A 26,881-nucleotide genomic window follows, 5' to 3' on the forward strand; every position below is an offset into this window, starting at 1 on the left:
CTGCTGCCAGCGTTCCTTCAACCGCACGATCGAGGTCGGGCTCAGGGGCGCGGCCTCTCCGAGGAGGCCGCGCAGGGCCGGCTCAAAGTCGCCGGTGGCCAGCCCTTGCAGATACAGCTCCGGCAGCAGGGCGCGGATGGCTGTTAGCGATTGCGGTAAACTGACCCTGATCGATGATTGAAAACTGACCCACCCCCCCAGAGCAGAGGAGGTGGGAGATGTCGAAGGAACCGGTCTCTCCAGTCACCATCACCGACTGGAGAGGTGCCACCGTGCTCCCCTATGCCACTTGGACGCAGATCCGATCCTTGCAGCATCAGGGACAGAGTATCCGGCAGATCGCCCGCGGTCTTGACCTATCCCGGAACACCGTTCGCCAGGCCTTGCGGAGCCCCACCCCGCCGCAGTATGGGCCCCGCGCGCCGCGTCCTTCTTTAGTAGATGCGTATCGAGCGTACCTGGCCGAGCGCGCCCCGGTCGTGGGCTACAATGCCTGGCGGCTGTACCTTGAGTTATGGGATCGCGGCTACGCTGGCCAGTACGAGATGGTGAAGCGCGCCGTCCGTCCCTTACGCACCACCTGGCAGCAGGCGGCGCTGGCCACCGTGCGGTTCGAGACCGCCCCCGGGGTGCAGTGGCAAGCAGATTGGAGCAGCACCCGCGACGTTGTGGCCTCTGGGCCGCCGCGTCTCCAGCTGTTTACGATGGTCTCCAGCTATTCCCGTCGCCTGTATGCCGAGCTCACCCTCGATCAGACTCTCGCTACGCTGTTGATGTGTCATGAACATGCCTTCGACTGGTTCAGCGGCCTCCCGACCGAGATTCTGTACGATAATCCGAAGACCATTGTGCTGCGGCGGGACGCGGCCGGGACCCACATCGAGTGGAATCCGCGCTTCTGGGACTTCGCCCGCTACTACGGCCTCCGGCCGCAGCTCTGCCGGCGTATCGGGCGCGCACGAAAGGCAAAGTGGAAGCCGCCATCAAGTACATCAAACACAGCTTCCTCCTCGGCCGCACGTTTCCGTCGCTCGCGGCCGCCAATGACGCCCTGTGGACCTGGCTGGAGACCGTCGCCAATCAGCGGGTGCCTGGGACGCTTCACGAGCGGCCCTGTGATCGCTGGCCAGCCGATGGGGCGGCCTTGCGGCCCTGGGGGACGCAGCCGCGCTACCTCCTCCCGGCCGCGTGGCGCCGGCGCGTGGCCCTCGATGGCCTGGTCACGGTGGACACGAATCGATACTCGGTCCCGGCCCAGTACATCGGTCAGGAGGTCGATGTCCTCCCGGGGCCCGCCGCCACCGTGCGCATCTATCGGGACGGGCAGCTCATCGCGGCCCATGCCCAGCAGGCTGGCCGACATCAGGTGCGCGTCGACGACGCGCACACGCATGGCCCTGGCCCTCCTCAGCGGCTTGAGCACGCCCGCAGCCTGGCGGCTGGCGCCGCTCCCGGATGTCGAGGTCCGGGATCTGGCCGTGTATGCGCAGCTCGAGGAGGAGGTCCATGCCTGATATCGAGCTCGCCCGGATCGCCGACTCGCTGCGCCGCCTGCGGCTCACGAAGCTCCAGGAGCGCGTCGACACGCTCCTGCAGGAGGCCAGCCAGCAGGATCTCACCTATGCGGCCTTCCTCGACCGCTGCCTGGCGGAAGAAGTCGCCAGCAAGGTCGAGCGCCAAGTGGCGATGCACACGGCGATGGCCCGGTTCCCCTATGTGAAGACGCTCGAGGCCTTCGATTTCAGCTTCCAGCCGTCCATCGACAAGAAAAAGATCCACGAACTCGCGACGGGACGGTTCATCGAGCATGCGGAGAATCTCATCCTGCTCGGCCCCCCGGGCACCGGCAAGACCCACCTGGCCGTGGCCTTGGCGCTCAAAGCCGTCCACCGGGGGATCCGGACCTACTTCGCGGCGGCCACGACCCTCCTCACGGCCCTGACCAAGGCCTATGCGGAGAATCGGCTGGAGGACAAGCTGAAATTCTATGTCATCCCGCGGCTCCTCGTCATTGACGAGATTGGCTATGTCCCCATCGACCGGCATGCCGCCCATCTGTTCTTCCAGCTCATCTCCCGTCGGTACGAACGCGGGGCGATGATTCTCACCAGTAACCGCGGGTTTGGGCAGTGGGGCGAGATCTTCGGCGACCCGATCATCGCCACTGCGAGCCTCGATCGCCTCCTGCACCACAGCATGACGATCAACATCAAGGGTGAATCGTATCGCCTGAAGGAGAAGCAGAAGGCGGGCGTGCTCAAGCAGCCGGTCGCCCCGGCGTAGACAGTACCAAGGGGGGTGGGTCAATTTTCGATCATCGGAGGAGGGTCAGATTTCAGGCATCGTTGACAGATGGCGTCGCTGGACCGCTGGTAGCGTGGTGGTACCCTGGCATCGGCGTACTCCTTTCCCCTCCCCGGTCAGGGAGGTTCCGGTGTGTGATCCCTTGGAAAGGGTACGCCGCTTGAATTTACACACCTTTTGATCCTAGCTCGATGCGAAATCCGGATGACTCAGTTGGGTAGTTGGAAGAGCTCGACGGTGATTCCATCGGGGTCTAACGCGTACACGCTGCAACCACCTCTATTCGGCCCAGCGAAAATCTTGACTGGGGCTGAACGGAAATGAACACCCTTCGAGGCTAGCTCTTTGTACAATGCTGGCAAATCCTTTACCGAAAGAGCAATATGTGCACTACCAGGATTGTTTGTACGCATATCAGCTGATGCACCTCTCGGGGTAACGTATTCGAAGAGCTCCAAGATGTGAGTCGAACCGGGAATGTGTAAGTGAACTGCGATGACTTTGCACTGCGGAAAGCCCACGATGTCACGGAAGTACTCCTCAGTGATCTCCCTACGCCAAAGAACCTCGCACCCCAGGAGCCTTTCATAGAAATCAAGAGAGCGCTCGATATTAGATACAGTGAAGCTCGTGTGGTGGATACCAGTGACTCTCACGGAATTTCCCCCTCGTTGAAGCACCGCAACGTAGCAACGCTCAAATCAGACCATCCGTCGTTTGACCAGATAAGTCAATTGCCTGAGTGCATTCGCTCCCCCCGTCCTGGGAACGAGCCCAATGAGCAACGCTACCACTCTAAGTTGCCCATCAGCCGCCAGAGTCGTCTGGCAGCGATCTCAGCGGACCATTCCGTGCAACCCCTCTAGCGGCCAGGCCCGCTCGATTCCGCCACCTCCGAGCATAGATACGTCTCATTGCATGGGTCTCGCGCGCCCGTTGCCTGAGGGTCATCGCATATCCAATCGGATTACACTGTGTCCCGCGTGGCATCTCCAGCCGTGGGAAGGGGATCCACGTCAACTCTTGGAACGGCAGCAAGCAGGGCTTGAGTGTATGGGTGAAAGGGGGGTGAGAATACTTCCTCCGTCTGTCCAACATCACACAATTCGCCATGGTACAGTACCGCGATGCGGTGGGCTAAGGAACGCACGACTGCCATATCGTGAGAGATGAATAGATACGAAATCCCTCGTTCAGCCTGTAGAGTTCGAAGCAGATCAAGGATGTCCGCTTGCACGGACACATCAAGTGCAGAAAGGACCTCATCGCACAAGAGAACTGTCGGTTCAGCCGCTAGTGCTCTGGCGATAGCCACACGCTGGCGCTCCCCGCCCGATAATTCATCCGGGAACCGTCTCGCGTAGGACGTCGGCAGGCGAACGTCTTCCAGTAAACGCGCTACCCTTTTCCGGTAGGAGCCGCCACGCGATTTAAAATATAACGTTAAGGGGCGGCCAATGATATCCTCTATGCAGCGGCGTGGATTAAGAGATGCATCCGGATTCTGTAGCACTAACTGCATTTTACGGAGTAGCGCCAGAGACCTCCCCGCAACTGTTGCAGGTAACCTCTTCCCTTCGAACTTCAGAATGCCACTCAAGGGGGGGACTAAACCAACGCAAGCGCGGGCTATCGTTGACTTACCACTCCCGGATTCGCCCACCAAGGCCAGCGTCTCACCAGCCCGCAACTCGAAAGACACGTTTCGGACCACAAGACTCATCTCCCGCTGCGCCAACGAGATGATTGGATGCCGGCCATAGCTGCAGTTCAGCCCTGTCACCTCAAGCACCGGATCTGCTTTAGAAACAGTCGACACACACGCGTCAGTATCAACGGTCTTAGGCACACTTACACTGCTGGTTATTACCTTCCAACGACAACACGCGACCCGATGCTCACTGGTGATTCCATCCAAAGCTTGAGCGTCGCTGTAACAGCGTCCTTCGGCATACTCGCAGCGAGGAGCGAACCGGCAACCAACTGGCAACGACTCGCGTTGGAGAATACCACGCAACAGGATTCTTTTCTGCGGTCGAGCACCGTCGATAAGTGGCAGAGAGGCGATCAGGCCTTGTGTATAAGGATGACGAGGATGGCGGAATAGCTCGTCAGTCGATGATTCTTCCACGAGTTCTCCTGCATACATAACGCCCACCCGGTCACAGATCATAGAAAGAACGGCGAGGTTATGGGTGACGTATACCATTGATAACTGATGCTCAGACCGAAGACGGATCAGTAGCTCCACTATCTGTGCTTGCGTGGTTACATCGAGCCCTGTAGTCGGCTCATCAAGCACGACTAGTTGAGGATCACAAGCCAAGGCCATCGCAATCATCACGCGTTGCTGTTGTCCACCGCTAAGTTCGTGTGGAAAGCGTTGCGCAATGCTCTTGGGTTGGGGGAGTCTAGTCTGCGCAAATAGCTCAAGCGCTCGCTCATGCCTCTCTTTCCGGGAAGCCCCACGAGCATGGGCTTTCATGAGCTCGCATATCTGATCGCCCACTCGCAGTCCTGGGCTTAGCGCCGTTGCCGGGTTTTGTGGAACTATGCTAATATCCTTACCTCGTATCCGCTGTAACGCTCGGTCTTGAAGCGACAGGATGTCACGCCCGAGAAATTGCACCTTACCTGCCCGGACTCGGCTACTCGGCCGATGATACCCCAGTAGGCAATAGGCGGTAGTGGACTTCCCGCAACCTGATTCACCTACCAAGCCATAGGCTTCCCCCCGACGCACTACGAACGAGACGTGATTGACGACATTCCACCATACCCTGTCCCGTAGGAAATCTACGGTCAACCCCTCGACGGCTAGAAGTGTCTGCGATCCGTGGGTCGAAATCGCTCCCCCCCTTGACGCCTCAAAGAGGCCCACGTGAGGTATTCCTCCCCAAGATTCGGGCTAGGCCATCAGCTAATGAATTTAGTCCAATCACAAGGAGTGCCAGCGCACACGCTGGAGCCAGCACTACCTCAGGTGCGGCGGCAAACCCTATGCGGTTCTCACTAATCATCAATCCCCATTCTGGGGATGGCGGTTTGGCACCGAATCCAAGGAACCCCAAAGAGCCGATCAAAATCGGTGCATAGCCAGCTCTCACTCCAAATTCGACGAGCAGAATTCCGGACACGTTCGGCGCAAGTTCACGAACGATGATCGACCAAATTGATTCACCACGTGCTCGTGCGACGATCACAAAGTCACGCGTGGCCAAGTCCAGGGCCGACGCACGTATCACTCGCGTCATCCGGGGTACATAGACGAGAACGACGACCCCGACTAGTAGGAGCCCGCTCCCGCCCAGTTCCGGACCCGCGGCAGTTATAATCAGGAGTGCAAATATCAGAACTGGTATACTAATAAGGACGTCAAAGATCCGCATCAACGCTTCGTCGAACCACCCCCCCACGTAGCCACAGAAGAGACCGAGAGGACCGGCAATCAAGACGCTGAAAAGCGTGCTGATTAAAGCAAGGGCTAGATCTACTCGAGCGCCGTACACAACCCGGCTGAGTACATCCCGGCCCAGCAAGTCAGTGCCGAACAGATGCTGGGGTGTGGGATGCGAGAAGGGCGGGTTCAAGCCCGTGAGTGTCGGACTGTACGGAGCCCAAAAAGGACCTGTGAGTGCACCAACCAGGAAAAGCAAGAGGATTGCCACGCCGACCCACAGACTAGATAACAGACGTTGCCGAGTTGTCGCTCGTTCATGAATTGAAGGAGATACAACCAGAGCCGACCTGGACTTTGACACTACAACGCCCCTATTCGCGGGTTTGACAACACAGCGCCGAGATCAGCCACTAAGTTGCCCAGAATGTACACGAGCGACACTAGTAGGATAGCAGCTTCGACCACCGGGACATCGCGCAGCGAAATCGAATCAACAAGCAGGCTCCCGATGCCAGGGATCGCGAAAAGATTTTCTACCACCACGACCCCACCAATGACATAGGCCATATTGAGCGCTGTGATGTTAAGCGCAGGGCCGAGCGCATTGGGTAAGATGTGCCTAAGTAGGATCTTTTGCGCCGGGAGACCATTCAAAACCGCCATACGAACGTACTCTGAGTCCAGTACCTCGATTAAATTATCGCGCAACATTCGGATCGGGTATGCTGCCATTCGCACAGTTAAGGTTATCGCGGGGAGTGCGGCAATCCACAGGAATTCGATCGGGTTCTTAGCTTGGTCGATCAGCGACATGGCGGGAAACCAAGGCACATGGAGGACAAAAATAACAATGAGAAGAGTACCAAACACGAACTCGGGAAGAGAAAAGGCAAGTAAGGTGGCAGTGGACACAAGCAAGTCAATGGTTTGCCCATGGAACACCGCGCCGAGAACTGCGAAGACAATTGTTACGGGCAAATAGAGTGTGAAAGCATAAATAGAGAGCAGCAGAGTTATCCGAAGCCGAGGCATAATGACGCTAGCAACGTCGCGCTGATTTACGAAAGAGCGGCCAAAGTCTCCATGAACCGCACGTTCGAGCCATTCAACATAGCGGATAGGGGCAGGTACGTCGAGGTGAAGACGGTCTCGAAATACCCTACGTTGCTCAGGAGAGCTCATTTGTCCCAAAACACGCACGGCAACGTCTCCGGGTAGGACTTCTACGGTGGCAAAAATCACCGCTGAAACCGCTAGCAACGTTAACGCTGCGGTTCCTACTCGTGTCAAAATTAATTTGAGAATCATAGGTTTTCCAATAGTCGTAGGAATTGGCTAATGCCACAACTACGAGCAAAACACAGGAAGTAGGGGCAACTGCTACCCCGCAATCCGATTTCCCGAACTGTGCATATCAATTGCAATGAATCTTTCGCAAATCCACTCGAATTGCCTGGGCATGGGGGACATAGCCGTCGCACGCCGCGCGCGTCGCCGCGACGACATTGACGAAGACGGGCATGATGACTCCTCCATCTTCAGTGAGCATCCTTGCAGCTTTGCCGTATAATGCGAGCCGCTGGGTGGGATCAGCCGTCTTACTAGCTTGATCAAGGATGGTATCGTACTCTGGTCGCTTCCAATGAGTCTCATTGATCGGCGAAGTAGAACGGTAGGCAAGAGCAAGGGCGTCACCCGGAGGACGAGAGGCCCAGGTGGAGGTAATAAATGGTTGCTTGAGCCATACAGTATCAGCCCACTCGCTAGACGGTCCAACTATAACGTTTACCTCGACCCCCGCCTGCAACGCCATCTCCTTAAACAACTGTGCAAACGCGACGACACCTGGTCGAATCTCCGCAGCAAAGAGATCGATCTTCAACGGCTTCGATGGTCCGTAACCCGCTTCATTTAGCAACTGCTTAGCTCCGTCTATATCCGCTCCAGGTTGTTTCTTCCGCCATGCGGCGGTAGACGTGGGAGGGATCGGATTATCGTCTCCAATGATGCCGTGCCCCAACACGATAGTGTCCAGGATCTTCTTCCGGTTCACGATCATTTTCAAAGCTCGCCGAACACGCACATCGTTGAAGGGTGGAGTGTCTACCCACATCGATAGCGACATCACGTAAGCTGGACCTGAGGACTCCACCAGCTTAATCCGCTTATCGGCTACCAATGCCCCGATAGCGCTGAAGACGACACCTTCTGATACATCGATCTGGCCAGACAGAAGCGCCGCATCCCGAGTAGTGGGATCAGGAATTTCATAGATCTCCAGGCACTGTGCCATTGGTAAGCCGTGCTCCCAATAATTGGGGTTCCTGATCAAGCGGTGAATTTGCTGGCCGGGTGCGAAACCCTCGGGAATGAAGGGACCCGTCCCAACTCCCTTGAGCTTGATGGTCTCTGTCGTCGCGCCCTTCTCAACGATCCACGTATTCTTTGTCGTGATGGCACTGGGAAATTCTACTGCTGGCTGGTCCAATTTAAATCTTACTGTATACTTATCCAGAGCAGTTATGCTGCTATTCTTGAGAAAAGCTAAGCTTGGCGTAGCTTCGGACCCAGTTGCCGGATCTAGGAGGCGCTCGAATGTCCAAACTACGTCGTCGGCAACCAATTCCTTCCCATCGCTAAACTTCACGCCTCTGCGGAGATTGAACGTCCACTCTTTGGCATCGGCGGTTGATCGCCAAGATTCTGCTAACTCAGGGTGAACTCGAAGGCTCGAGTCCATGTCTAAAAGTCGGTTGTAGATCGCATCTACCAAGACAACATTCTCACCACTAAGTTGGTTGGCCGGGTCGAGTGTAACCTTTTCACCTCCCGGGAAGTTGCCGCCAAATTTCACACAGGAAACGGGAGGGCTGGCAGGAGCTGACGAGGAAAAGATCGGAAGGACCAAGAGGGGAACTAGCAGTAACGTCAGGGCGCGCCTCAAAATTGTCATGAATCTCCCTCCCTCTCTCTAATCGCCTACATCAACCGCCTACGTCTTCCGCAATCCATTCAGCAACAACACCGATTAACAGAGCCGTGTTTACTTGGAAAGCCCCTATGTTCGGCTTGTCCCGCCCTCATCGCGCACCAAAGGCCCTACTTGAGTAAATGAAATTCGTTGAGGGTGTGGGAAGCTCTGGCATTATTTCGAAGCTTCGGGTGTGCGCGGTACCAGAAGAAGCGGGGAGACGGAGCTCGATATTAAGTAACGTCGCGCCAACCCGCAGTACCTTAAACATGGGAATGGCCTCCTTCGCACGGCGTTTGCCACTAACTCATCAACCAATAGGGCCGAGTTCGAATGTTGAGTGTACTCCAGAAATCTCCGCGTAGCCCGACCGTAGGTGCGCCAAGGGCAGCGGATCCTCAGTCTGAATAAGTAGATTCGCCAGTTTCTCGATCAGGGCGCTTCGTCGGCGTTCATAATCCGGATGGTCATACAGGTTGTTCAACTCAAGGGGATCGACAGCAATGTGATACAGCTCTCCGTATGACCTCCCCGGATAGAAGATCAGCTTCCAGTGGAAATCGCGCACCATCTTGAGATCCATTACCTCGCTAAAAACAGCGTCCCGCCACGGGACTGCTTCTTGTTTCAGAATAGATCTCAAGCTCCTGCCTTGAACCCCCGTTGGAATTACGATACCTGCGAAATCGAGAAACGTAGGCATAACGTCAGTCACCTGGCACAGGTGCGAAACAACCTTGCCACTTGCTAATTCTTTCGGATAGCGAACTATCATCGGGACGCGGATCAAGTGATCATACAGCATGCGTCCCTTCCAAAGCATCCCTCTGTGGCCGAGAAGATCTCCATGATCGCTAGCGAACACAATCACGGTCTCGTCTAGAAGACCCCGATCCTTGAGAGAATCCATGATCCGGCCAACTTCGCGATCGACTAAGCTGATTGTGCCGTAGTAATAGGCAATGATTTTTCGCATGTGGTCTTCGGTAAGCTGATGGAAAGATCGGCTAGCCGACGCGACACGTTGCTCGGGTATTCGTGAGGTCTGGTTGAAATGAAAATCTTGGGGCAACGGCATCATCTTTGGATCATACATAGTGGCAAATGGCTGAGGCGGATCAAATGGAAAATGCGGGTTCACGAACGAGACCCATACAAAAAATGGCGCGGTTACCTGACTTAGGACGCGTACGGCATTCTGTCCAATGTACGTGTCTATGTAATCATCATCAGACAGCGGGGAAACAGCGGCCCCAAAATCATCGTCGTTGTTCCAACGCTTGACATGCTGGTAGTAGAGTTGACGCTTCCCAATGCGGGAAAGGTGCTGTCGGTATTCATCGTCACCGGTGAAAAGCTTCCCTTCAACAAACACCCTATTCTGAAACCCGTGTGATTCCGTGGTGGGTTCGAAGTGCATCTTCCCGACCGCCCACGTACTATATTCAGACTGACTCAGTAGCGTTTGTAGGGTGACCTCTCGGGCGTCGAGATCATACCAATTCCATCTCACCCCATGAACATGCGGGTATCGTCCAGTGGCTAATGTGGCCCTCGACGGTTGGCAAACGGGACTCTGCGAGAAGTAGTGCTCGAGCAATACCCCCTCAGCTGCCAATCGGTCGATGTTAGGCGTCTTAATGACGGGATTGCCGTAGCAACCCAGTGCGTCAAAACGAAGCTCATCGCACATGATAAGGAGCAAGTTCGGTCGGTCCTGACCCATGAGACCTCCTCTTCGTGCTATTCCTCCCCACTAAAGACTGCGCCTAAAGAGCTCCAAGAGAGTCTTCCGTCCGGCGTGGGGATGTGAGGTGTGTTGGCCGATCGTCGGCATTACACATCGATTTCACTACTACGCCAAACGCTGCATTCAAATCCATTCCGAGCCTTCTTTCCCCGCGCCCCTTCATTTTGAGCAACACCTTACCCCTTGGACAAATGCCCAACTGTCGCTAGCACCCGGTCGACGAACTCTCCAGAGAGACCGCTGTAGGTTGATGGGTCGAGTGCGATTCGGATCCGCTCCAGGGACAGGTGAGCTCTCACTTCCTGATCGTCTCCTAGGATCATCTCGAGGGAACGACCAGACTCTACAGCAGTCATTGCGGCACGGTAGATAATGCCGTGCGCTCGCTGTCGCCCCACAGTAGGCGCAAGGGCCATCAGAACTGCTTCCGAACCGATAAGGCCTTTAGTAAGATTTAGGTTGAGGATCATGCGATCGGACCGCACGATGAGGTTGCGCAGTAGTGCAATCGCTTGATGCAATGCCCCACCAGCAAGGATACAAGCCTCCGGAATAACCTCCCACTCCACATGCCAAGGTCCCGTTGCACGTTCGTGATCGGGGTGCATTGCAGTGTACATGAGCGCTGCATCGTGTGCTACAATCGCACCTAACGCCATCAACACTTCACAGGTAATGGGATTGCGCTTTTGTGGCATGGTGGATGATCCACCTCTGCCTTCCACGTACCCCTCTTCTACTTCACTGACCTCAGTCTTCTGCAGGAGGGCAATTTCCTGACCAATCTTTGCTATCGTCCCGGAGATTAGCGCCAGCAGAGTTACGAACTCCACGAATACGTCTCGTGCTACATGCCAAGCGATACTCGGCACTCCAAGACCGAGTTCCCTCATCATTTCTCTCTGCACTACCAAGCCCTGGGCGCCCAGCGACGCAAGCGTGCCTGCTGCGCCAGCAAATTGCCCGACAAACAGGCGGGCCGCAATTGATTGCAACCGCTCCCGATGCCGAGCCAGTTCTGCGATCCATACCGCGACCTTAAAGCCAAAGGTGATGGGTAACGCGTGCTGCCCATGGGTGCGGCCGGCCATGAGGGTATCTCGGTATCGCTTTGCAAGGTCCGCCGCTATATCGATTAGGAACTGAAGATCGCGGGTAAGAATGCCATGGACACGTCGCAACTGCAACACCACTGCTGTATCCATAATATCTTGCGTGGTGGCCCCCCAATGTACATACTCGCCAGCCCCCTTCTCACACTGCGCGGCGAGAATCCGGATCAGGGGGAGAATCGGATATCCGACCACTTCAGTTTGCCGTCCTAGCGCCTCGAAGTCGATACTCTCGATCCGGGCCTTGCAGGCGATCTCTTCTGCTGCCCACAAGGGGATGACGTCTGCGACAGCTCCCGCGCGCGCCAATGCGACTTCAACGTCAAGCCACGTCTGAACGAGTGACCGGTCCGTAAAGATGTCGCGCATCTCGGTGGTCCCAAACATGTCCCGGTAGATACGCGAATCTAGCAAGTGACTCATCTGATCGCCAGTCAATTCATTACGGCGCGAAGGGCCGCCGCGATGGTAGTAGCGGAGGGGAGCGCTGCGACCTCTAGAGGTCGGCTGAAGGGGAGAGGTACATCGAGACCCGCCACCCGACGGATCGGAGCGTCTAGGTCGAAGAAGGCATGCTCACCGATAAGCGCGGCCAATTCGGACCCAAATCCGCCAGTACGCACCGCCTCGTGAGCAATCACAACGCGCCCAGTTTTCCTCACACTCGCTAGAAGCGTGTCTAGGTCGAGTGGGTTCAGCGTGCGTAGTTCGATTACCTCGGTCTCGATGCCATCTGCCGCAACTTGTTCGGCGGCTTCCAGAGCCGGAATGAAGGTCCGCGAGTAGGTGACCAGGGTTACGTGCCCACCGCCACGAAGGATTCGAGCGTAGCCGAATGGGACGGTATAAACCCCTGCGGAGACCGGGCCCTTAGTAAAATATAGTGCCTTGTGTTCGAGGAACACAACCGGGTCTGCTTCCTGCGCGGCCTGCAATAACAACCCCTTGGCATCGGCTGGAGTCGCGGGCACCACGACCCGCCAGCCAGGCGTGTGGCAGAAAAATGTTTCCAAACATTGCGAATGCTGCGAGCCTTTCCCGCCTCCACTCCCCTGTTGCGTCCGGACGATAATTGGGATATTTGTACGATTACCAGATATATATCGTAGTTTAGGGATTTGATTGAAGAGCATATCGGCCGCGACAAATGCAAAATCGACGAACATCAGTTCCACGATAGGGCGAAAGCCACACTGGGCAAGGCCCAGCGCCGCGCCCAGGAATCCAGCTTCTGATATCGGCGTGTCGCGCACACGCTCTACACCAAACTCTTCAAGAAGCCCTCGGGTTACGGTGTAGACGCCACCGTGGTGGCCTATGTCTTCACCGAGGAGGACGATCATAGGATCGCGGCGCATTGCTTCCCGCAAACCTTCGTTTATGGCTTCGGCGTATGTTATTGTTCGAACCGCCGTATCCGGGGGGTGCGGAGCGCGCGCGCTAGGCGTAGACACCGACCATAACCTCCTCCGGCGCTGGTTCGGGACTCTGTCGTGCGAACATAACGGCATCATCGATTTCCACTTCCACTGCCGCCTCTATAGCATAGATCTCAATCTCCGGCGCGCCTTGCGATAACAGCCGCTGTCGGGCGATCACGAGGGGATCACGTTTCCGCCAGATTTCGAGCTCCCCGATCGGTCGATAGGATCCAGTATCCCCGTACATGTGCCCGCAAAATCGGTAGGTTTGCGCCTCGATAAGGATCGGCCCACCTCCCTGCCGCGTACGAGTTACGGCCTCAGCGGTCACCAGATACACGGCCTCGACGTCATTGCCGTCGACGACGACACCAGGAACGCCGTGGGAGGCGCCCCGCTGCGCAACAGGCACGCGGGTCGTCTTCGTGAACGGCGTCATCTCAGCGTATTGGTTGTTCTCACAGAAGAAGATGCAGGGAACATTCCACACCGTGGCGAGGTTTAGGGCCTCGTGGAAAACGCCCTGATTTGTGGCTCCCTCTCCAAAGAATGTGAGCACAACATGCTTACTCCCCTCGAGGCGGGCCGCGAGAGCTGCGCCCACTGCAATTGGTGGCCCTGCCGCGACGATCGACTTGGCCCCAAGATGGCCCACGCCGACGTCTGTGAAGTGCATCGAGCCTCCGCGGCCTCGACAACAACCTGCTTGCCGACCGTAAAGTTCTGCCATGCACGCCCGGGTTGACACGCCCTTCGCGAGAGCGGCCCCGTGTCCACGGTAGGTGCACACAATGCGATCATCCGCCAGGAGCGCGGCGCAGGCGCCGGCCGCGGTGCCCTCCTGCCCGATGCAAAGATGCAACGACCCGTAGATTTCCCCGCGCGCATACAGCGTCTCGCAGCGTTCCTCGAAGCGACGGACGAGAACCATTGTACGGTACAAGTCGGTCAAAGTTGGTTTGGGCGGCATTCGAACATCCTCGACAAACGTTTGCGTACTTGAATTCCGCATGCTAGCGAAACTTCCTCCTGCCAATCCGCTGGGTGATAAGGAAATTTGAGAAACTAAAGGAGTATGCGAAGTGTAGACCAAATATATAATGATGATGACGACTGTGCAGAACAAGCGTTTGCGTAAATCTACGCTTCGGGACGTTGCCCGATTAGCCCGAGTGGATCCATCGGTTGTATCCCGTGTTTTGAATCAGGACCCAAGGTTGTCAGTCCGGGCTGCGACTCGTACGCGCATCCTTGATGCAGCTCGAGGACTTGACTACCAACCGAACGGGCTGGCTCGCGGGCTCCGCCTGCAACGGACTAAGACCCTTGCCATGCTCATTCCAGATATCACGAATCCCATTTACGCGACGATAATCAGAGGGGCTGAACAAGCAACCCTGGCATATGGGTACAATCTTTTCATCTGCAATACGGGCGATGTCACCGAACGCGAGATCGACGCGATTCGATCTGTGGCGGAAAAACGGGTAGACGGAGTGCTGATAGCCACCGCCCGGCACGAAGACGATCTCACGACCACACTGAAAACACTCAACCTCCCGTGCGTGCTAGTCAATCGTCGAACGCAGGACGCCGCCTTCTCGGTCACAACAGACGACGCCACTGGAGCCCAATTGGGAGTAGAATATCTCATTGCTCTGGGCCATAGGCGGATCGCACATATCACTGGAGCACTCAGGACAGACACAGCACAACGACGCTTAGAAGGTTATCGCCGTGCACTCCACACCACCAGCCAAAACGAGGAGATGGTCGTCGAAGGAGGTTTTCGGTACAATTCCGGTTTCGCGGCCATGCAGCGACTGCTCTGTTCCGACCCCCACCCCACCGCCGTTTTTGTCGCCAACATCGTTGCTGCGTTGGGTGCGCTACGTGCCGTAAAGGGCGCCGGCTTGGCAGTGCCAGCGGATATCTCGATTGTGGGATTCCATGAGATCCTAGCTGCTGAACAGGTGGGTCCGACAATCACAACAGTGCGTATGCCTCTCGAAGCCATGGGCCGGCAGGCAGCTGACCTTCTAATCGGAGTCCTAACAGGCCACGCCCCCCCAACCCGACACATAGTTCTCCAGGGAGCGGAACTACTTGTAGGAGAGTCCACGGCTGCGCTTCCGGTCCCAGAGCCGCAAGTCGCGCATGCCCAATTGGACGGGGGAGGCGGGCGAGACAGACGCGATGCTAGGGACAATAACTATGACTAAAGTGAGCCCAGGTCGCTGGAGCAAGATATGAAGATAACGAAGATCGAAGTTTTTGTACTTGGTGACCCTCCCCCAATCGCAGGCGAGGAGGTCTTTTCCATGCCATCCCCCGGGGCATGGGGAGTCCGAATTCAAGGACTGCCGTTTGTCCGCATCCATACGGACGAAGGCATCACGGGTATCTCAGAAATTTTTTCCGTGCCGCCCGGTGTTGCCAAGTCTGTCCTCGATGGACCGAATTCGTTCCTCGGCCGCCATCTCATGGGTGAGGATCCCATACCCCCCGAGCGTCTCTGGGCTCACTTGTACAACACCGTCTTACACAGCAATCGTCGGGGATGGGAACTCATTTGTATCGGTGCAATCGACGTTGCCATTTGGGATATCTTCGGTAAGGTGCTCAAACGACCGGTGTACCAGTTGTTGGGTGGGGCAGAGCGTGCCAGCCATCAGGTGTTGCGGGATGTGGAAGAAAAGCGTGAAGTTGTTCCGTACTGCACAATCATCTCGCGCGATTGGGACAGAGATAGCGTCTTGACACAGCAGATTGATAAATTGGTTTATCTGCGCGACTTGGGCTTCAGAGGGATAAAGATCGAGCCCATGCGATCGACGCCCGAGACCATTATAGAACTGACCCGCAGAGCGCGCGAAGCATTAGGGCCTCAGGGAATTCTGTGTGTTGATGTTGGATGCCTCTGGAACGATGTCGGCATGGCCCTTGAGGTTATCGATCGTCTCGGGGAGTTCGGGTTGTTTTTCTTTGAAACCCCCTTTCCTCCCGAGTCCCTGAATGCCTACGCACGGCTCACTTCTAAATGCCGAGTTCGAATTGCCGCAGGCGAGCATACAGTCTCTCGTTGGGAGTTCCTCGCGCTAATGGATGTTGGTGGCATTCAGGTGGTTCAACCCTATATCACAACTGTCGGTGGATTCACCGAAGCCAGGCGGGTGCTTGAAATGGCGCTACCGCGAGGAGTGCTCGTTATCCCTGGCGGGTGGGGCACCCAAGTATTGGGCGCTGCAACAGTGCATTTTTCTGCCATGTCTCCCATCACACCTATTTTTGAGTACACGCCTGCTGAGATCTACAGCTCGCCTCTTCGCAAGGCGATTCAGGATTGCGGCTTTACCGTCGTCAACGGCGCCATCGGCTTCCCCACCGCACCAGGTCTGGGCATAGACCTTCCGGAGGATCTCGTTCAACATTTTCGTGTTGCTTGACCTGAGGCATCACGATTCCATCCGGGAAGGCGTCGGGGCCACGAAGCCTTCGCCCCCCGGGCGAAAGCCCTCAAAAATATGAAAACACCTCATAAAGGGACGTCTCGATGGAGGGCGTACTGTACCCGCCCACAAGAGCGACAAGAACGCATGCACAACCGCATAAAGGTGGAGACATCCCATAGAGATCCCCCGGGTCTATGCCCGCTGATACTGGGAGGAATTAAGAACCACGGTGGGGATAGGGGGGAATAGCTACGAGATACGGATCAGGCAAATATACCCCCATAGTACTCTTATGGCAAGGGGACCCAGGTTCAGCGCAAGAACTGCTTCCCCTGACACCCGCGTTGGAGCGGTGGCTGGGAAGGCCGTGAAGGAGCATGGAGGGGTCATCCTCAGGGCGTTGGGCATGGTCGGTCCTGCCGCACCTTGGAGGGTTCTCGACAGAAGGGGACCAGCTTTTGTTGACATCGTGGCCACAGAAACACGGTGGGAGGCATTTTGGCGACTAACCCGGACGCGAGCGTCACGGGCGTCACGCCTGACGCCGAAAACGACGGGCCCTATGCTGCCGATGACGATCAGCAACAAGTCGTGACGATCGGATGACGCCCGGCGCAGTGGTGACGCCCGGGTTCCTACCCCGTTAGCCACCTCGAGCAACTGGGCGCGGTGCGGTTCTGCACCGGCGTCCCAAACGGACTGGAAACGAACACCGGGTCGCCGCCGACCCAAGGAACCAGTTGGAGTTCTTGACAGCAGTCCGTCGAATTAGTCCAGCGGGGGAACGAATTGACTGGCATGTTGCTGTCGAAACGGTCTCTATCTCTCGCTCTAGCCAGTGTGCCGTTTCAAGAATCCCAAAGTCTTCTGATTGAATTCATCCCTCCCTCCCAGGTGAGAAGTCACCTCCGGACTCACGGTTGCGGGAGCATAGGAAGATGACGCAGGCAGCCTTCGAGACGACAAGGGCCGACTGTTGGAGAGTCAGACCCCGGAGCGAGTTCAGCAACGGAAGGACCGCGCGTTTGCAGGCGTTTGCAGAACGGGGATCCGGGAGGGCACCCTCTCGAGACAGTCTCTTCTGTGAGCCGTGTCCTGTGCGGTTTTCCGTGGTGGACCGTGCAGGACTCGAACCCGCGACGCCCGGGTTAAAAGCCCGCACATATGATTGTCGCTCAGTACCGTCATGTGTCGCCGAATACGATCCTGTGCGGCTCTTGACCGTACGGATTGCCACCGAGTGACATTCCGTGATGCCCCGTGTCAAACCGCGCGTTTGCAAGACGTTAGCAAGTGCCGCGCGATCTGTTGCGACCCAGTGGTCGCCCTCATGACTACCCAAAGCCTGCTTTGGTCGCTGAAATATCAGTGCCACTGCCAGCCACCCGAAGCGGGGTCTGTTTGAATATGGCCGCAACATGGTCCGGATCTCTCGACAAAGCCTTCAAATCACCGGACGGTGCCACAATCTCCAGCAATCGGCTGACTCCGCTTCCCTTGGTGTGAAAGGTATGGACACTGCCCTTTGGGATGCAGACGAAGTGCCCCGCCGGTAGCCGCTGGCTCCGATTCCACGAATAGGTTCGGCCTTACCCATCAGCGCCTCGAGTCTAGGTCCGCTCGCGCGGACGATCAACGCGAGAGGAAACCGAAGCAAGTTCGGAGCGGCCCACGCCGTCCGATCGGGCGAGGCAGGACAACGACTCTCGTCATCGAACCGCCCTGCGGCGACACCATGAACGAGGGACGTGGGGATGGCGATGAAGACCACTCGCGTGGCGCCGTGAGCATGAACGGGTGACGCCACCGCGATGATCTTCAGGGGAACAGAGGCAAATCTACTAAGGGAGTTCTAGTGTCTCATTCGGCCTCGGAGGCGCTCCGAGCAGAAATCGTTGCTCAATATCACTGGTTTTCAAAATCTCTTCTCTTATCGAGTGAAGTATTTCGGCTTTCGATGTTACAAACTCCGCTGACGTAATGAGGGACAAACTACGAGGGCGGGGAAGATTTACTTGATAGTCTGCCTTGATTCGGCCCGGGCGAGCGGTCATTAAAACAACCCTGTCGGAGAGGAGCAAAGCCTCGTCAACATCGTGCGTAATGAAGAGGACCGTGGACCTGTCTGCCTCCCATATATGGAGTAAGAGTTCCTGCATAATCAAACGCGTTTGAGCATCGAGAGCCCCAAATGGCTCGTCCATCAAGAGAAGTGTCGGGCGATTTATCAACACACGAGCCAACGCGACTCTGTGCTGCATACCGCCTGACAGCTCGTATACCTTATGGTGCTCGAATCCTTGCAAACCCACAGCCTCTAGGTAGGCTTTCGCAAGTCTTTGGGTCTCGCGTCTGTCTCGACGTTGCATCCTCGGACCGAACGTAACGTTGCCAGTGACATCAAACCATGGGAACAACGCCGGACGTTGAAACACCACTCCGCATGTCTGGCTCGGACCGACCACCGGTATGTCATTTACCCTGATCTGTCCGGACGATGGGGAGTCAAGCCCAGCGACCAGGCGGAGCAACGTTGACTTCCCACAACCGGAAGGGCCTACTAAACTAACAAATTGGCCAGGTCTAATGGACATGGAGACATCGATCAGTGCAGGAAGTTCTTGACCGCGAACACGAAACTGCTTCGCGACAGACTCGATCTCAACAGGAATGCCTTGCCTCAGGCTATTGGTCACCACTGTCCTCTCACATGAGCGCGCCAGCCCCCTGTTAACGCCTCTGACCCTAAAACAATACAGTAATCCATCAGGGCTGCGATGACGGCGATCATGATGACGCCAACAAACACGACATCCGTCCTACTATGTTTGAGTGCGCTCCATATCATCCAACCGAGGCCACTCTCGGCAGCAACTAGTTCTGCGCCCATCATCGCGGTCCACGACACTGCCAGCAGGACACGAGACCCCGCTAGCAGATCAGGAAGCGCCGCGGGAAAACGCACATGGACAAATAGCCCGGCCCCACGAGACCCCAGCATACGCGCAGATTCCTCCAGTTCAATAGGTAGCGCGTTCATCGCAGCGTCAGTGTAGATCGTCATAGCCGGGAAGACCGCGATGAAGAGGAGAGCGATCTTTGATCCCTCGCCCACGCCAAGGGTCAGGAGTAGCAGCGTAATGAATGCAAATGCAGGAATGGGTCGGAGAAAAGAAAACAGAGGATCAACAAGCACATGAACCCGCGGTAGAAATTTCAAGAGAATCCCAAAAAGCAGTCCACACGCTACTCCTAGTCCAAATCCTGCTAAGACACGAAAACATGTGATCGAAGCGTGGCCCAGTAACGTATCCGGGCCATACGGTTGCCCAAGTAACGTGAAGGCGGTGTAGTATACAAGACCAGGAGACGGAAGAGTCTCAGGCGGTACGAGTCCTCGCGAGGTTAAAAACCACCACACCCCCAGGAGAGCAAGCAAGCTTGAGAGCGTTGGTCCAAGAGTAGTGACAAGACGTCTCAGAGTTTGTTCCAAAGTTGTCAGGTGCCTTCGGGTTTGAGCCTTCTGGTCAAAGGAATCAGAAAATTGATCCCCCATTATCGAATTCTCCATGCTGCTACGGGATGTTGCGCAATGGCAAGAAGCCTATCAGTAACACCGCCTATGATTCCTAGCAATATTAATCCCGCCACCGTCTGATCGGTTCTCATGTAGTCTGCAGATTGGAGAACTATGACTCCGATGCCCGCAGACGCCGCGACAAATTCGGCCGCTATTACGCAAGTCCAGGATTGCGCCAATGCGACCCGGGCTCCGTCAAGAATCTGGGGTAGAGCGGCGGGTAGCGTGATGTTGATCAATACTTGCATCCAATTAGCTCCAAGTGCCCGACCGGCGTCGCGATACACAGGAGGTACTCGTAGTACTCCATCCGTTGTGCTGAGCGCTAGAATTGTTGAGGCGCCCACAAACACGATTAGAACTTTCGCGATTTCGCCTATCCCAAACCAAACTATGAGGACTGCGACGTATGCAAACGCAGGCAGCGGTCTCATGAGAGCGATGAAAGGCGTAATTGCGCGTTGCATGACGGGAGAGTAGCCCATGAGGAACCCGAAGGGGACTCCTACTACGAAACCCAAGAGATACCCACTCAATATACGGACCATACTCACCAGTATGTGAGTAGAAAGTGGAGTATTGCTGAAGCCCACAGCGGCTAACTGTACGAGAGCAATCCAAACAGCATAGGGCGATGGGAAAAGAGCTGTGGGCAGTTTCAAAGTCGCGACCAGTATCTGCCACACAGCGATGAAGCCAACAATGATGAGGGAATTGGAAGCAACTCTCGGCCATATTGTCGAGAGCCGGATGCTCCCGCTCACACCAAATTACCTCCTCGGTAGCTCTCGGGCCTGCATGTGTGAAACAGGCGGCTCACTCACCCGTCCCTTTCGTAGCGATGCCAAACGGGCACAGCGAAGAAATCGCACATTCTACTCATGTCGCAAAGGCAAGAGGTCGTGCGAGACTCGGGGTTTGACTAGAACGGCTACGTGAGAGGTGTAAGATCATGACTGAGCGCGGCGGGGTTGGGGTCTTTTAACAATAGGCAAGTTAGCTTGAACACGAGCAAGCACCTTCAAAGTCCGCGATCGGGGGAAAGTCATTTCGCAAAACCACGAATTAGGCTGGCAACCCACTCCCCAGGCACACCTGAAGATCAGCCCAATCCTCCGACACACAATCCTCGTGCCCTCGCCTTCGCTTTTCTTATCATTCTAAACCGGAAGGAGATGGGCTCACCCTATTGCGATCCACCACAAAAAAGTGATGTGGATCGCTGACACATTCGGGCTTTTCTAATCATCGCACCCCTGCAACTTCATTTACAAAAGTAGGGTCACCAACAGCAGCTGGATTCCAATTGGGTGCCAATTGAGCTTTGCTCAGCCTTCCCAATTCCACAGCAAAATCTACTGTTAGTTTCATTGCAGATGTCACGCCAGACTTCCCCACAGTGGATGGGGTACCCAACCAAGCTGCTTTTGACTGTTGCGCTGCTGTTGGATGTGAGCCCAGGGTTGCCTGTATCTTCGCCTGCTCTACAGAAATATTGAGTGCCTTTGCTAAGGCCGCATACGCCGGCTGCGGTTGATCATACAAAAAGTGAGTGGCACGATCCATGCCCTGCACAAATTTCATAGCTGCGTCCTTATGAGTCTTTAGCCAGGAATCTGCGCCAACGCACGAATCAAATGTGCCTAAATGGTAACGCTCAGCTACTTGATCGCTAGTTATTAGAATTTTCGCCCCAGAGTCCTGAACCTGAGTCAGCCAAGGGTTGGAAAGGTAGACACCATCAAGGTCCCCCCGCTTATATGCCGCAGCGATATCCTGTTGGGGACCATCGAGAACTTGAACATCCTTGAGCGCGATCTTGTTGGCTCTGAGGGCGGCCACTAGTGAGAAATACATCGTAGACCCCACTATGGTCCCAATTTTCTTGCCTGGGAGATCCGCGAATGCTTTGATGCGTTGTGGATTTACAGCCAGGGCCTCTGCAGCATTCTCGTTTATCCAGATGATTCTAATGGGAATCCCTTGGGCCGCTGAAAGCGCCGCGGGAGGAGATCCCACTTCACAGGCGAGATCTATGGAATGCGATGCTATGGCCGTAATCATATCGTGACCTGAGGCCATCGGCTTCCAGGTCACCGGCACTTTGCCGAATGCCTGCTCAAGCCAGCCTTCCTCTTTGAGAATTGCAGTGGGGTTAGGATTCTCACCCCAGGCGACCACTAATCGGTTTACGGAGAGTTGGGCGAGAGCGTTGTTTGTCTGTCCCATCATCATGCTAATGGCAAGCGTCGGCATCATGATAAACCATAGCGCAAGAGCTAAAATTCGTGACTTCATCTACCGCCCCCCCCCTTTGTTCCAAGCGACAGTACCCCTGCCGATTCGGAAGACCATCTTTACGGTGCGAGGATTCGTTTCGTGGGAGTTGAGTTCCTCCTAGTCTGCTAACCGTTCAAATCCCAATTTGGATGCTTATGATACCCATGGAACGCCTGCGCTGGGATGCCCTTAGTTCGAGGCACCTTCCCTGATTCTACACATCTGGTAGGCGTTATATTTGGAACTCGGGCATTTACTGAATAGGAGAGAAGCGTCTCCGGCCAAGGGAGATACTGTGATTTTTCAACACTGGTGGAACGCCGGCGCGGTTCGCTTACCACGAAGAACTGCATACTCATTTTGCTGCGGCTCATTGAAAGTCCTCAAAACCTGGTCGAACTTTTCGAGCGATCTCTGCAGCACTTAGACGACCGCTTATATCAAGACTAGCCAAGACCAGGCCTGGCCTTCGGTAGCGTCCACGTGTGCGGGTGCGTTCATTGTTCTCATAAATGATGACGCCAAGCCTGAGGGCGAGTTCGCCCTTCTTCCCGAACGATTTCCCCTCTTGTCTCAAACTCATGCAAGTGTCCAAGAACTGAACGTGCAAATCCAGGAAGGCAGCTTGGAGGCCACGGTCCTAGGGACTCGCGCAGTTCTTCAGAAATACTTAGGAGAGTCCATGGCCCGGACTTCCGCATTATGGCAGTCGCGACGGCTTCCTCCACACGGAGGACGAAGCCTCGGCTGACAGCAAGTAATTCTGCAATTGCTTCTCCCGACAGGATCGGGAGGTGACCGGTTAGAACAACTCGCGGGGACAGTTTTTCAAGTTTGGCTAGAGTCTGTAGGTATTGTGAGGGGGCATAATAGGACGGGGGAATTACGACCCGCCCATCGCGGTTACGCAAACCGTCACCAAGCGCAGCGTCTCCTATCAGTGCAACACCCGACACCGTGTCGTATAGCCCCAAATGGCCGAGCGTATGTCCCGGGAGATGCAAGACATGTAACTGTCGATCTGGTCCCACTCCCAGGGAACAGCCCTCCCCGAGCCACAAAGAAACAGGCACCCGGGCGCCCAATTGTCCACGCAAACGTTGCTCGGTTAGCGAGTCGTAAGAAATATTGTGCGATGGCTTGAGTTGCCCATAGCGCTCTGTAAGTACCCGCTGGGGATCTGAGACCCATGCGGCATCTGGTTCGTGCGCTGCTACTAGCGCGGAGGTTCGCTCGAGTACAGCACTCGTACCACCAAAGTGATCCGTATCAGCATGTGTGATAAATATCAAGCGTATCGTATTAAGGTCAATCCCGCGGGAAGCAAGATAGGGCCAGATTGCCTCCACTGGCGTTCTTGCTTCACCAGCGTCGACTAATACGCAGATATCACCGGATATGAGATAGCAACATAGCAATCGCCCATCTGAGGTAGTGGTTTCGATTCGGTGAATTCCCGCTACCACTTCCACAAGAAACTACTCCTTTCTTGATGGACGAGTGAAATCGCTTTATATGACGTGCATTGGTCTAGAGCTCGCTGATTTGGTTCATCCACCCGCTCGCCCGCCGACCTGCGCGTGGATTCGTAATGTTGGTTATTGGTACTATTCTTACTGCTTTCACTCAAGGTCGACCTGTTGGACATATCGCTTCAAAGGGATATAGTGCTTCGAGGAGCAATCTCACAAATCGCTCGTGGGACGGGAGCCATCTTTAACTTGTCTAGCAGTCATAACGGGGGGTTCTGGATTTCCCTGTCGCGAACGCTGGACCAGCACATGGATGGTCCGATAAAACGCCCTCCTATAGCTTCGTAGTGAATTCGAATGAACTCCTAATCTGCGCTCGCATCGCGAGGAGGGATTTTCCAGGAGGCCTGCCCTAGTGAATTGGGTCGTCACCTTGATCATGTTACATCGAGTGTCAAAGAATTAGTCGGGTATGATTTTATTCCAATCGCGCTGTTCGCGTCAAATAAATGAGGTTTAGGATTCATCTGTGACAACTAAGCTGAAGGAGTTCCGCGCAGCCATTCGGATGGTGTTTACCCGTTGAGCCCCCCGTGCAGCCGAAGGCGCTCAAGGTGACTTCAAGCCTAGTTTCGGATTTCGATTGGGCCGAAAAGAATTGAGCTTGGTCGTTAGGATGGGCAAGCGATTGAATGCTCCAATACTCGTAGCAACTGCAAAAATATTCGATTGTAGCGGCCGCAGGATACTGAGAGAAAGGTGCAGGAATTAATACTTGGAGCGCAAAGCCGAGTTCATAGGCCTGAATATGCGGCGAACCGATTAGGGAGGGAGGTGCATTCAGAAATGCGATTGACAGGAAAGATAGCCGCGCTTACAGGAGCGGCCAGTAATGGTATTGGCCGAGCGATAGCGGTGGCATTCGCTAGAGAGGGGGCGGATGTGGCGGTCCTCGATATCAAACCTGCCAATGAGACTTTGGCCCTCGTTGATGCGGGGGGCCGCCGATCTTTGGGGATACAAGTGGATATTGGTCAGCCGGACCGGGTTGAGGCCGCGTTTGAAAAGGTAACTGCGACACTTGGCCCGATCGATGTGTTAGTTAACGCAGCCGCCATTATCCATCGCAAGCCATTTTTCGGTCTGACGCTTGAAGATTGGGACAGCGTGCACGCCATTAACCTAAGAGCCTACTTCGTAACATGTCAGTGGGTCGCAAAAGACATGGCACGGCGAGGTAAAGGTGGTAGCATCATCAACATCGCCTCTATCGGTGGTTTGATCGCTACTCGTGAGCAGACTCATTACTGCGCTGCGAAGGGCGGCGTGATTATGCTGACACGCTGTATGGCTATTGAGCTGGCCTCATTAGGGATTCGCGTAAATGCCATTTCCCCTGGCACTATAGAAACCGACATAAATCGAAACTTACTTGCTAACATGGAGTTCCGGGCTATGCGAACCGACCCTATTCCCCTGGGTCGGGTGGGACAGCCCAATGAGGTAGCGGGGGCGGCGGTGCTGCTGGCTTCGGAAGAGGGCAGCTTCATGACGGGCACAAATGTAATTGTCGACGGAGGGAAGACAGCATTCTGAGAATCCATCCATAATTTGCTAGGTTCCTTGATCTCCCGCCGAGATCGTTAAATGTGCACTTGAATACACGGTCAGAACGCGATAACGAAGAATCGGGGTTATTCTGAAGGGGGCAACATGCTGTGCCAACCTATTCAGTTGACGTGCTCTGCTTGGGGCGCAGCCACTATCCTACTCGGTCACGACCCTGAGGTTTTGGACCGCTTCCCCTGACGGTCACGCCCTACTGCACAAGGAGCAATAAGTGTCGACCCAGATTTCGTCGGCTGAAGCAATCATCCTGAAAGTCGGTCAGCGTGGCGATTGGCTCATAGTACTGTTACATACGGCGAATGGAATGGTGGGCCTTGGCGAGGCTTCTCAGAGCACCAATGATCAGGCGACGTCTGCTTGCGTCTATGAGTTTGGCCGAGTACTCCAAAATCGCAAAATCGAAAATATCCCCTCAATCGTCGAGGAATTGCGGGCTTCGGCGCACGATCATTTTGCTGCTGTAGCTTTGAGTGGTATCGAGCAAGCCTTATGGGACGTCGCTGGGCAAGTTGCAGGGCTCCCATTGGCGGAGCTCTTGGGCGGTAGCCATCATCCCGAAGTAAGTGTGTATGCTAACATCAACCGTGGGACGGTTGATCGTAGTCCGGACGGATTCGCTGCAAGCGCCAAGCGGGCGGTACATGCGGGCTTTCGGGCAATCAAGTGTAGCCCTTTTGATGGCGTTGAATTCACCAGCTGTCGGGAGCCAGGAGCTTGGGCAAAGATAGCTCTGGGGATTGAACGCGCAAGTGCTGTTCGTGATGCGATCGGAACCGAAGTGGAACTAATGGTAGACTGCCTCTATAGATTTGACGGACTTTTAGCGTTGCAAGTTGCGACTGCTCTGAAACCATTGCGCTTAGCTTGGCTTGAGGATCCCGTCATGTGTGATGACCTCGATGGACTTCGGCTTGTTCGAACTCGTGCGGATATCCCCCTCGCCACAGGCGAGCAATTGCACCAAGCACGCTCATATTGGCCATTGTTGCGCGAACACCTTGTCGATTATTTGTTGCCTGATGTTAAACATTGTGGCGGTGTAGGGTCCATGCTTGAAATTGGACATGCAGCGAGCATAGCGGGGATAGGCATAGCTCCGCACAATCCTAGCGGCCCCATTAGTACGTTAGTAAGCGCGCATATCTTAGCGACAATGTCAAATGCCGTCTGGCTGGAATTTGCTACAGCGGAAGTGTCGTGGCGCGCCGAGCTCCTCGAACCGCAAGAGCGGACAAGTAAGGAAGGTGCCATGCGGATTCCCCATACGCCTGGACTGGGGGCGCGATTGAATGCTGCCGTCGTGGAAGCCCACCGCAAATGAAATCTACACCTATGCGTGGGGAAATCATGGTCCGGCTTGTGGGTTGGTTTCCCTAGTTGGGTATTTTCCCGGGATTCAACACTCGCTCGGGGCAGGGTGGATGCCGGAGGAGACAAGCCCAGACGCGGCATCTCACGCCTAATCTCCGACACACCACATGAAGGTGGAGACATCCCATAAAGATCCCCG

General features: G+C 55.5%; 18 protein-coding genes and 1 pseudogene. 5 read left to right on the forward strand and 14 right to left on the reverse strand.

Features of this window, described 5'->3' with window-relative positions:
* Positions 1-141 (reverse strand): annotated as a pseudogene (locus tag VKV57_14740) (IS256 family transposase).
* A 1,250-nt stretch (positions 142-1,391) separates the two neighbouring features.
* On the opposite strand from VKV57_14740, the gene VKV57_14745 reads away from it, so the two are divergent.
* Both VKV57_14745 and istB read left to right on the forward strand, forming a co-directional pair.
* Entirely contained in the window at positions 1,392-1,514 is a 123-nt protein-coding gene (locus VKV57_14745; GenBank protein HLW61158.1) for a hypothetical protein, read from the forward strand.
* The gene (gene istB, locus VKV57_14750) at positions 1,507-2,283 is read left to right on the forward strand and encodes an IS21-like element helper ATPase IstB (protein ID HLW61159.1); all 777 of its coding nucleotides are present in this window, start codon (positions 1,507-1,509) and stop codon (positions 2,281-2,283) included. The genes VKV57_14745 and istB overlap by 8 nt, the downstream gene beginning before the upstream one ends.
* 230 nt (positions 2,284-2,513) lie before the next feature.
* Here istB and VKV57_14755 read toward each other — a convergent pair whose 3' ends face one another.
* The 9 genes from VKV57_14755 to VKV57_14795 form a co-directional block, all read right to left on the reverse strand.
* Complete coding sequence (locus VKV57_14755; GenBank protein HLW61160.1) at positions 2,514-2,960, reverse strand: VOC family protein; 447 nt, start codon at positions 2,958-2,960, stop codon at positions 2,514-2,516.
* 311 nt (positions 2,961-3,271) lie between these two features.
* Positions 3,272-5,185, reverse strand: a complete 1,914-nt coding sequence (locus VKV57_14760) for an ABC transporter ATP-binding protein (GenBank protein HLW61161.1) — start codon at positions 5,183-5,185, stop codon at positions 3,272-3,274.
* A complete protein-coding gene (locus VKV57_14765) occupies positions 5,172-5,972 on the reverse strand; it encodes an ABC transporter permease (GenBank protein ID HLW61162.1) in 801 nt (266 codons plus the stop codon). The genes VKV57_14760 and VKV57_14765 overlap by 14 nt, the downstream gene beginning before the upstream one ends.
* A gap of 92 nt (positions 5,973-6,064) precedes the next feature.
* Complete coding sequence (locus tag VKV57_14770) at positions 6,065-7,012, reverse strand: ABC transporter permease (protein ID HLW61163.1); 948 nt, start codon at positions 7,010-7,012, stop codon at positions 6,065-6,067.
* A 106-nt stretch (positions 7,013-7,118) separates the two neighbouring features.
* On the reverse strand, positions 7,119-8,657 hold the full coding sequence (locus VKV57_14775; GenBank protein HLW61164.1) for an ABC transporter substrate-binding protein: 1,539 nt from the start codon (positions 8,655-8,657) through the stop codon (positions 7,119-7,121).
* Positions 8,658-8,985: 328 nt separating this feature from the next.
* Positions 8,986-10,401, reverse strand: a complete 1,416-nt coding sequence (locus VKV57_14780; protein HLW61165.1) for a sulfatase-like hydrolase/transferase — start codon at positions 10,399-10,401, stop codon at positions 8,986-8,988.
* 200 nt (positions 10,402-10,601) lie between these two features.
* Positions 10,602-11,960: an adenylosuccinate lyase family protein gene (locus VKV57_14785; protein ID HLW61166.1), complete on the reverse strand. Its 1,359-nt coding sequence runs from the start codon at positions 11,958-11,960 to the stop codon at positions 10,602-10,604.
* Positions 11,961-11,971: 11 nt separating this feature from the next.
* Positions 11,972-12,895 carry an alpha-ketoacid dehydrogenase subunit beta gene (locus VKV57_14790; GenBank protein ID HLW61167.1) on the reverse strand — a complete coding sequence of 308 codons (924 nt, stop codon included), beginning with the start codon at positions 12,893-12,895 and terminating at the stop codon, positions 11,972-11,974.
* Between the two features lie 82 nt (positions 12,896-12,977).
* Entirely contained in the window at positions 12,978-13,970 is a 993-nt protein-coding gene (locus VKV57_14795; GenBank protein HLW61168.1) for a thiamine pyrophosphate-dependent dehydrogenase E1 component subunit alpha, read from the reverse strand.
* Positions 13,971-15,207: 1,237 nt separating this feature from the next.
* Between VKV57_14795 and VKV57_14800 the strand changes: the two genes are divergently transcribed.
* The gene (locus tag VKV57_14800) at positions 15,208-16,404 is read left to right on the forward strand and encodes a mandelate racemase/muconate lactonizing enzyme family protein (GenBank protein ID HLW61169.1); all 1,197 of its coding nucleotides are present in this window, start codon (positions 15,208-15,210) and stop codon (positions 16,402-16,404) included.
* Positions 16,405-18,251: 1,847 nt separating this feature from the next.
* Here the strand turns inward: VKV57_14800 and VKV57_14805 are convergent.
* From VKV57_14805 to VKV57_14820, 4 genes are all read right to left on the reverse strand, one after another.
* Positions 18,252-19,004 carry an ABC transporter ATP-binding protein gene (locus VKV57_14805; protein HLW61170.1) on the reverse strand — a complete coding sequence of 251 codons (753 nt, stop codon included), beginning with the start codon at positions 19,002-19,004 and terminating at the stop codon, positions 18,252-18,254.
* Positions 19,005-19,102: 98 nt separating this feature from the next.
* Positions 19,103-19,981, reverse strand: coding sequence for an ABC transporter permease (locus VKV57_14810; GenBank protein ID HLW61171.1), 879 nt, complete (start codon positions 19,979-19,981; stop codon positions 19,103-19,105).
* Entirely contained in the window at positions 19,966-20,754 is a 789-nt protein-coding gene (locus tag VKV57_14815) for an ABC transporter permease (GenBank protein HLW61172.1), read from the reverse strand. The genes VKV57_14810 and VKV57_14815 overlap by 16 nt, the downstream gene beginning before the upstream one ends.
* 481 nt (positions 20,755-21,235) lie before the next feature.
* Positions 21,236-22,288 carry an ABC transporter substrate-binding protein gene (locus VKV57_14820; protein ID HLW61173.1) on the reverse strand — a complete coding sequence of 351 codons (1,053 nt, stop codon included), beginning with the start codon at positions 22,286-22,288 and terminating at the stop codon, positions 21,236-21,238.
* A 2,288-nt stretch (positions 22,289-24,576) separates the two neighbouring features.
* Between VKV57_14820 and VKV57_14825 the strand changes: the two genes are divergently transcribed.
* Positions 24,577-25,338, forward strand: a complete 762-nt coding sequence (locus VKV57_14825; protein HLW61174.1) for an SDR family NAD(P)-dependent oxidoreductase — start codon at positions 24,577-24,579, stop codon at positions 25,336-25,338.
* A 244-nt stretch (positions 25,339-25,582) separates the two neighbouring features.
* Positions 25,583-26,692 (forward strand): mandelate racemase/muconate lactonizing enzyme family protein, encoded by a 1,110-nt coding sequence (locus VKV57_14830; protein HLW61175.1) that lies wholly within the window; start codon positions 25,583-25,585, stop codon positions 26,690-26,692.
* The last annotated feature ends 189 nt before the right edge of the window (positions 26,693-26,881 follow it).

This window comes from bacterium (genome assembly GCA_035307765.1).
Taxonomy (GTDB): Bacteria; Sysuimicrobiota; Sysuimicrobiia; order Sysuimicrobiales; family Segetimicrobiaceae; genus Segetimicrobium.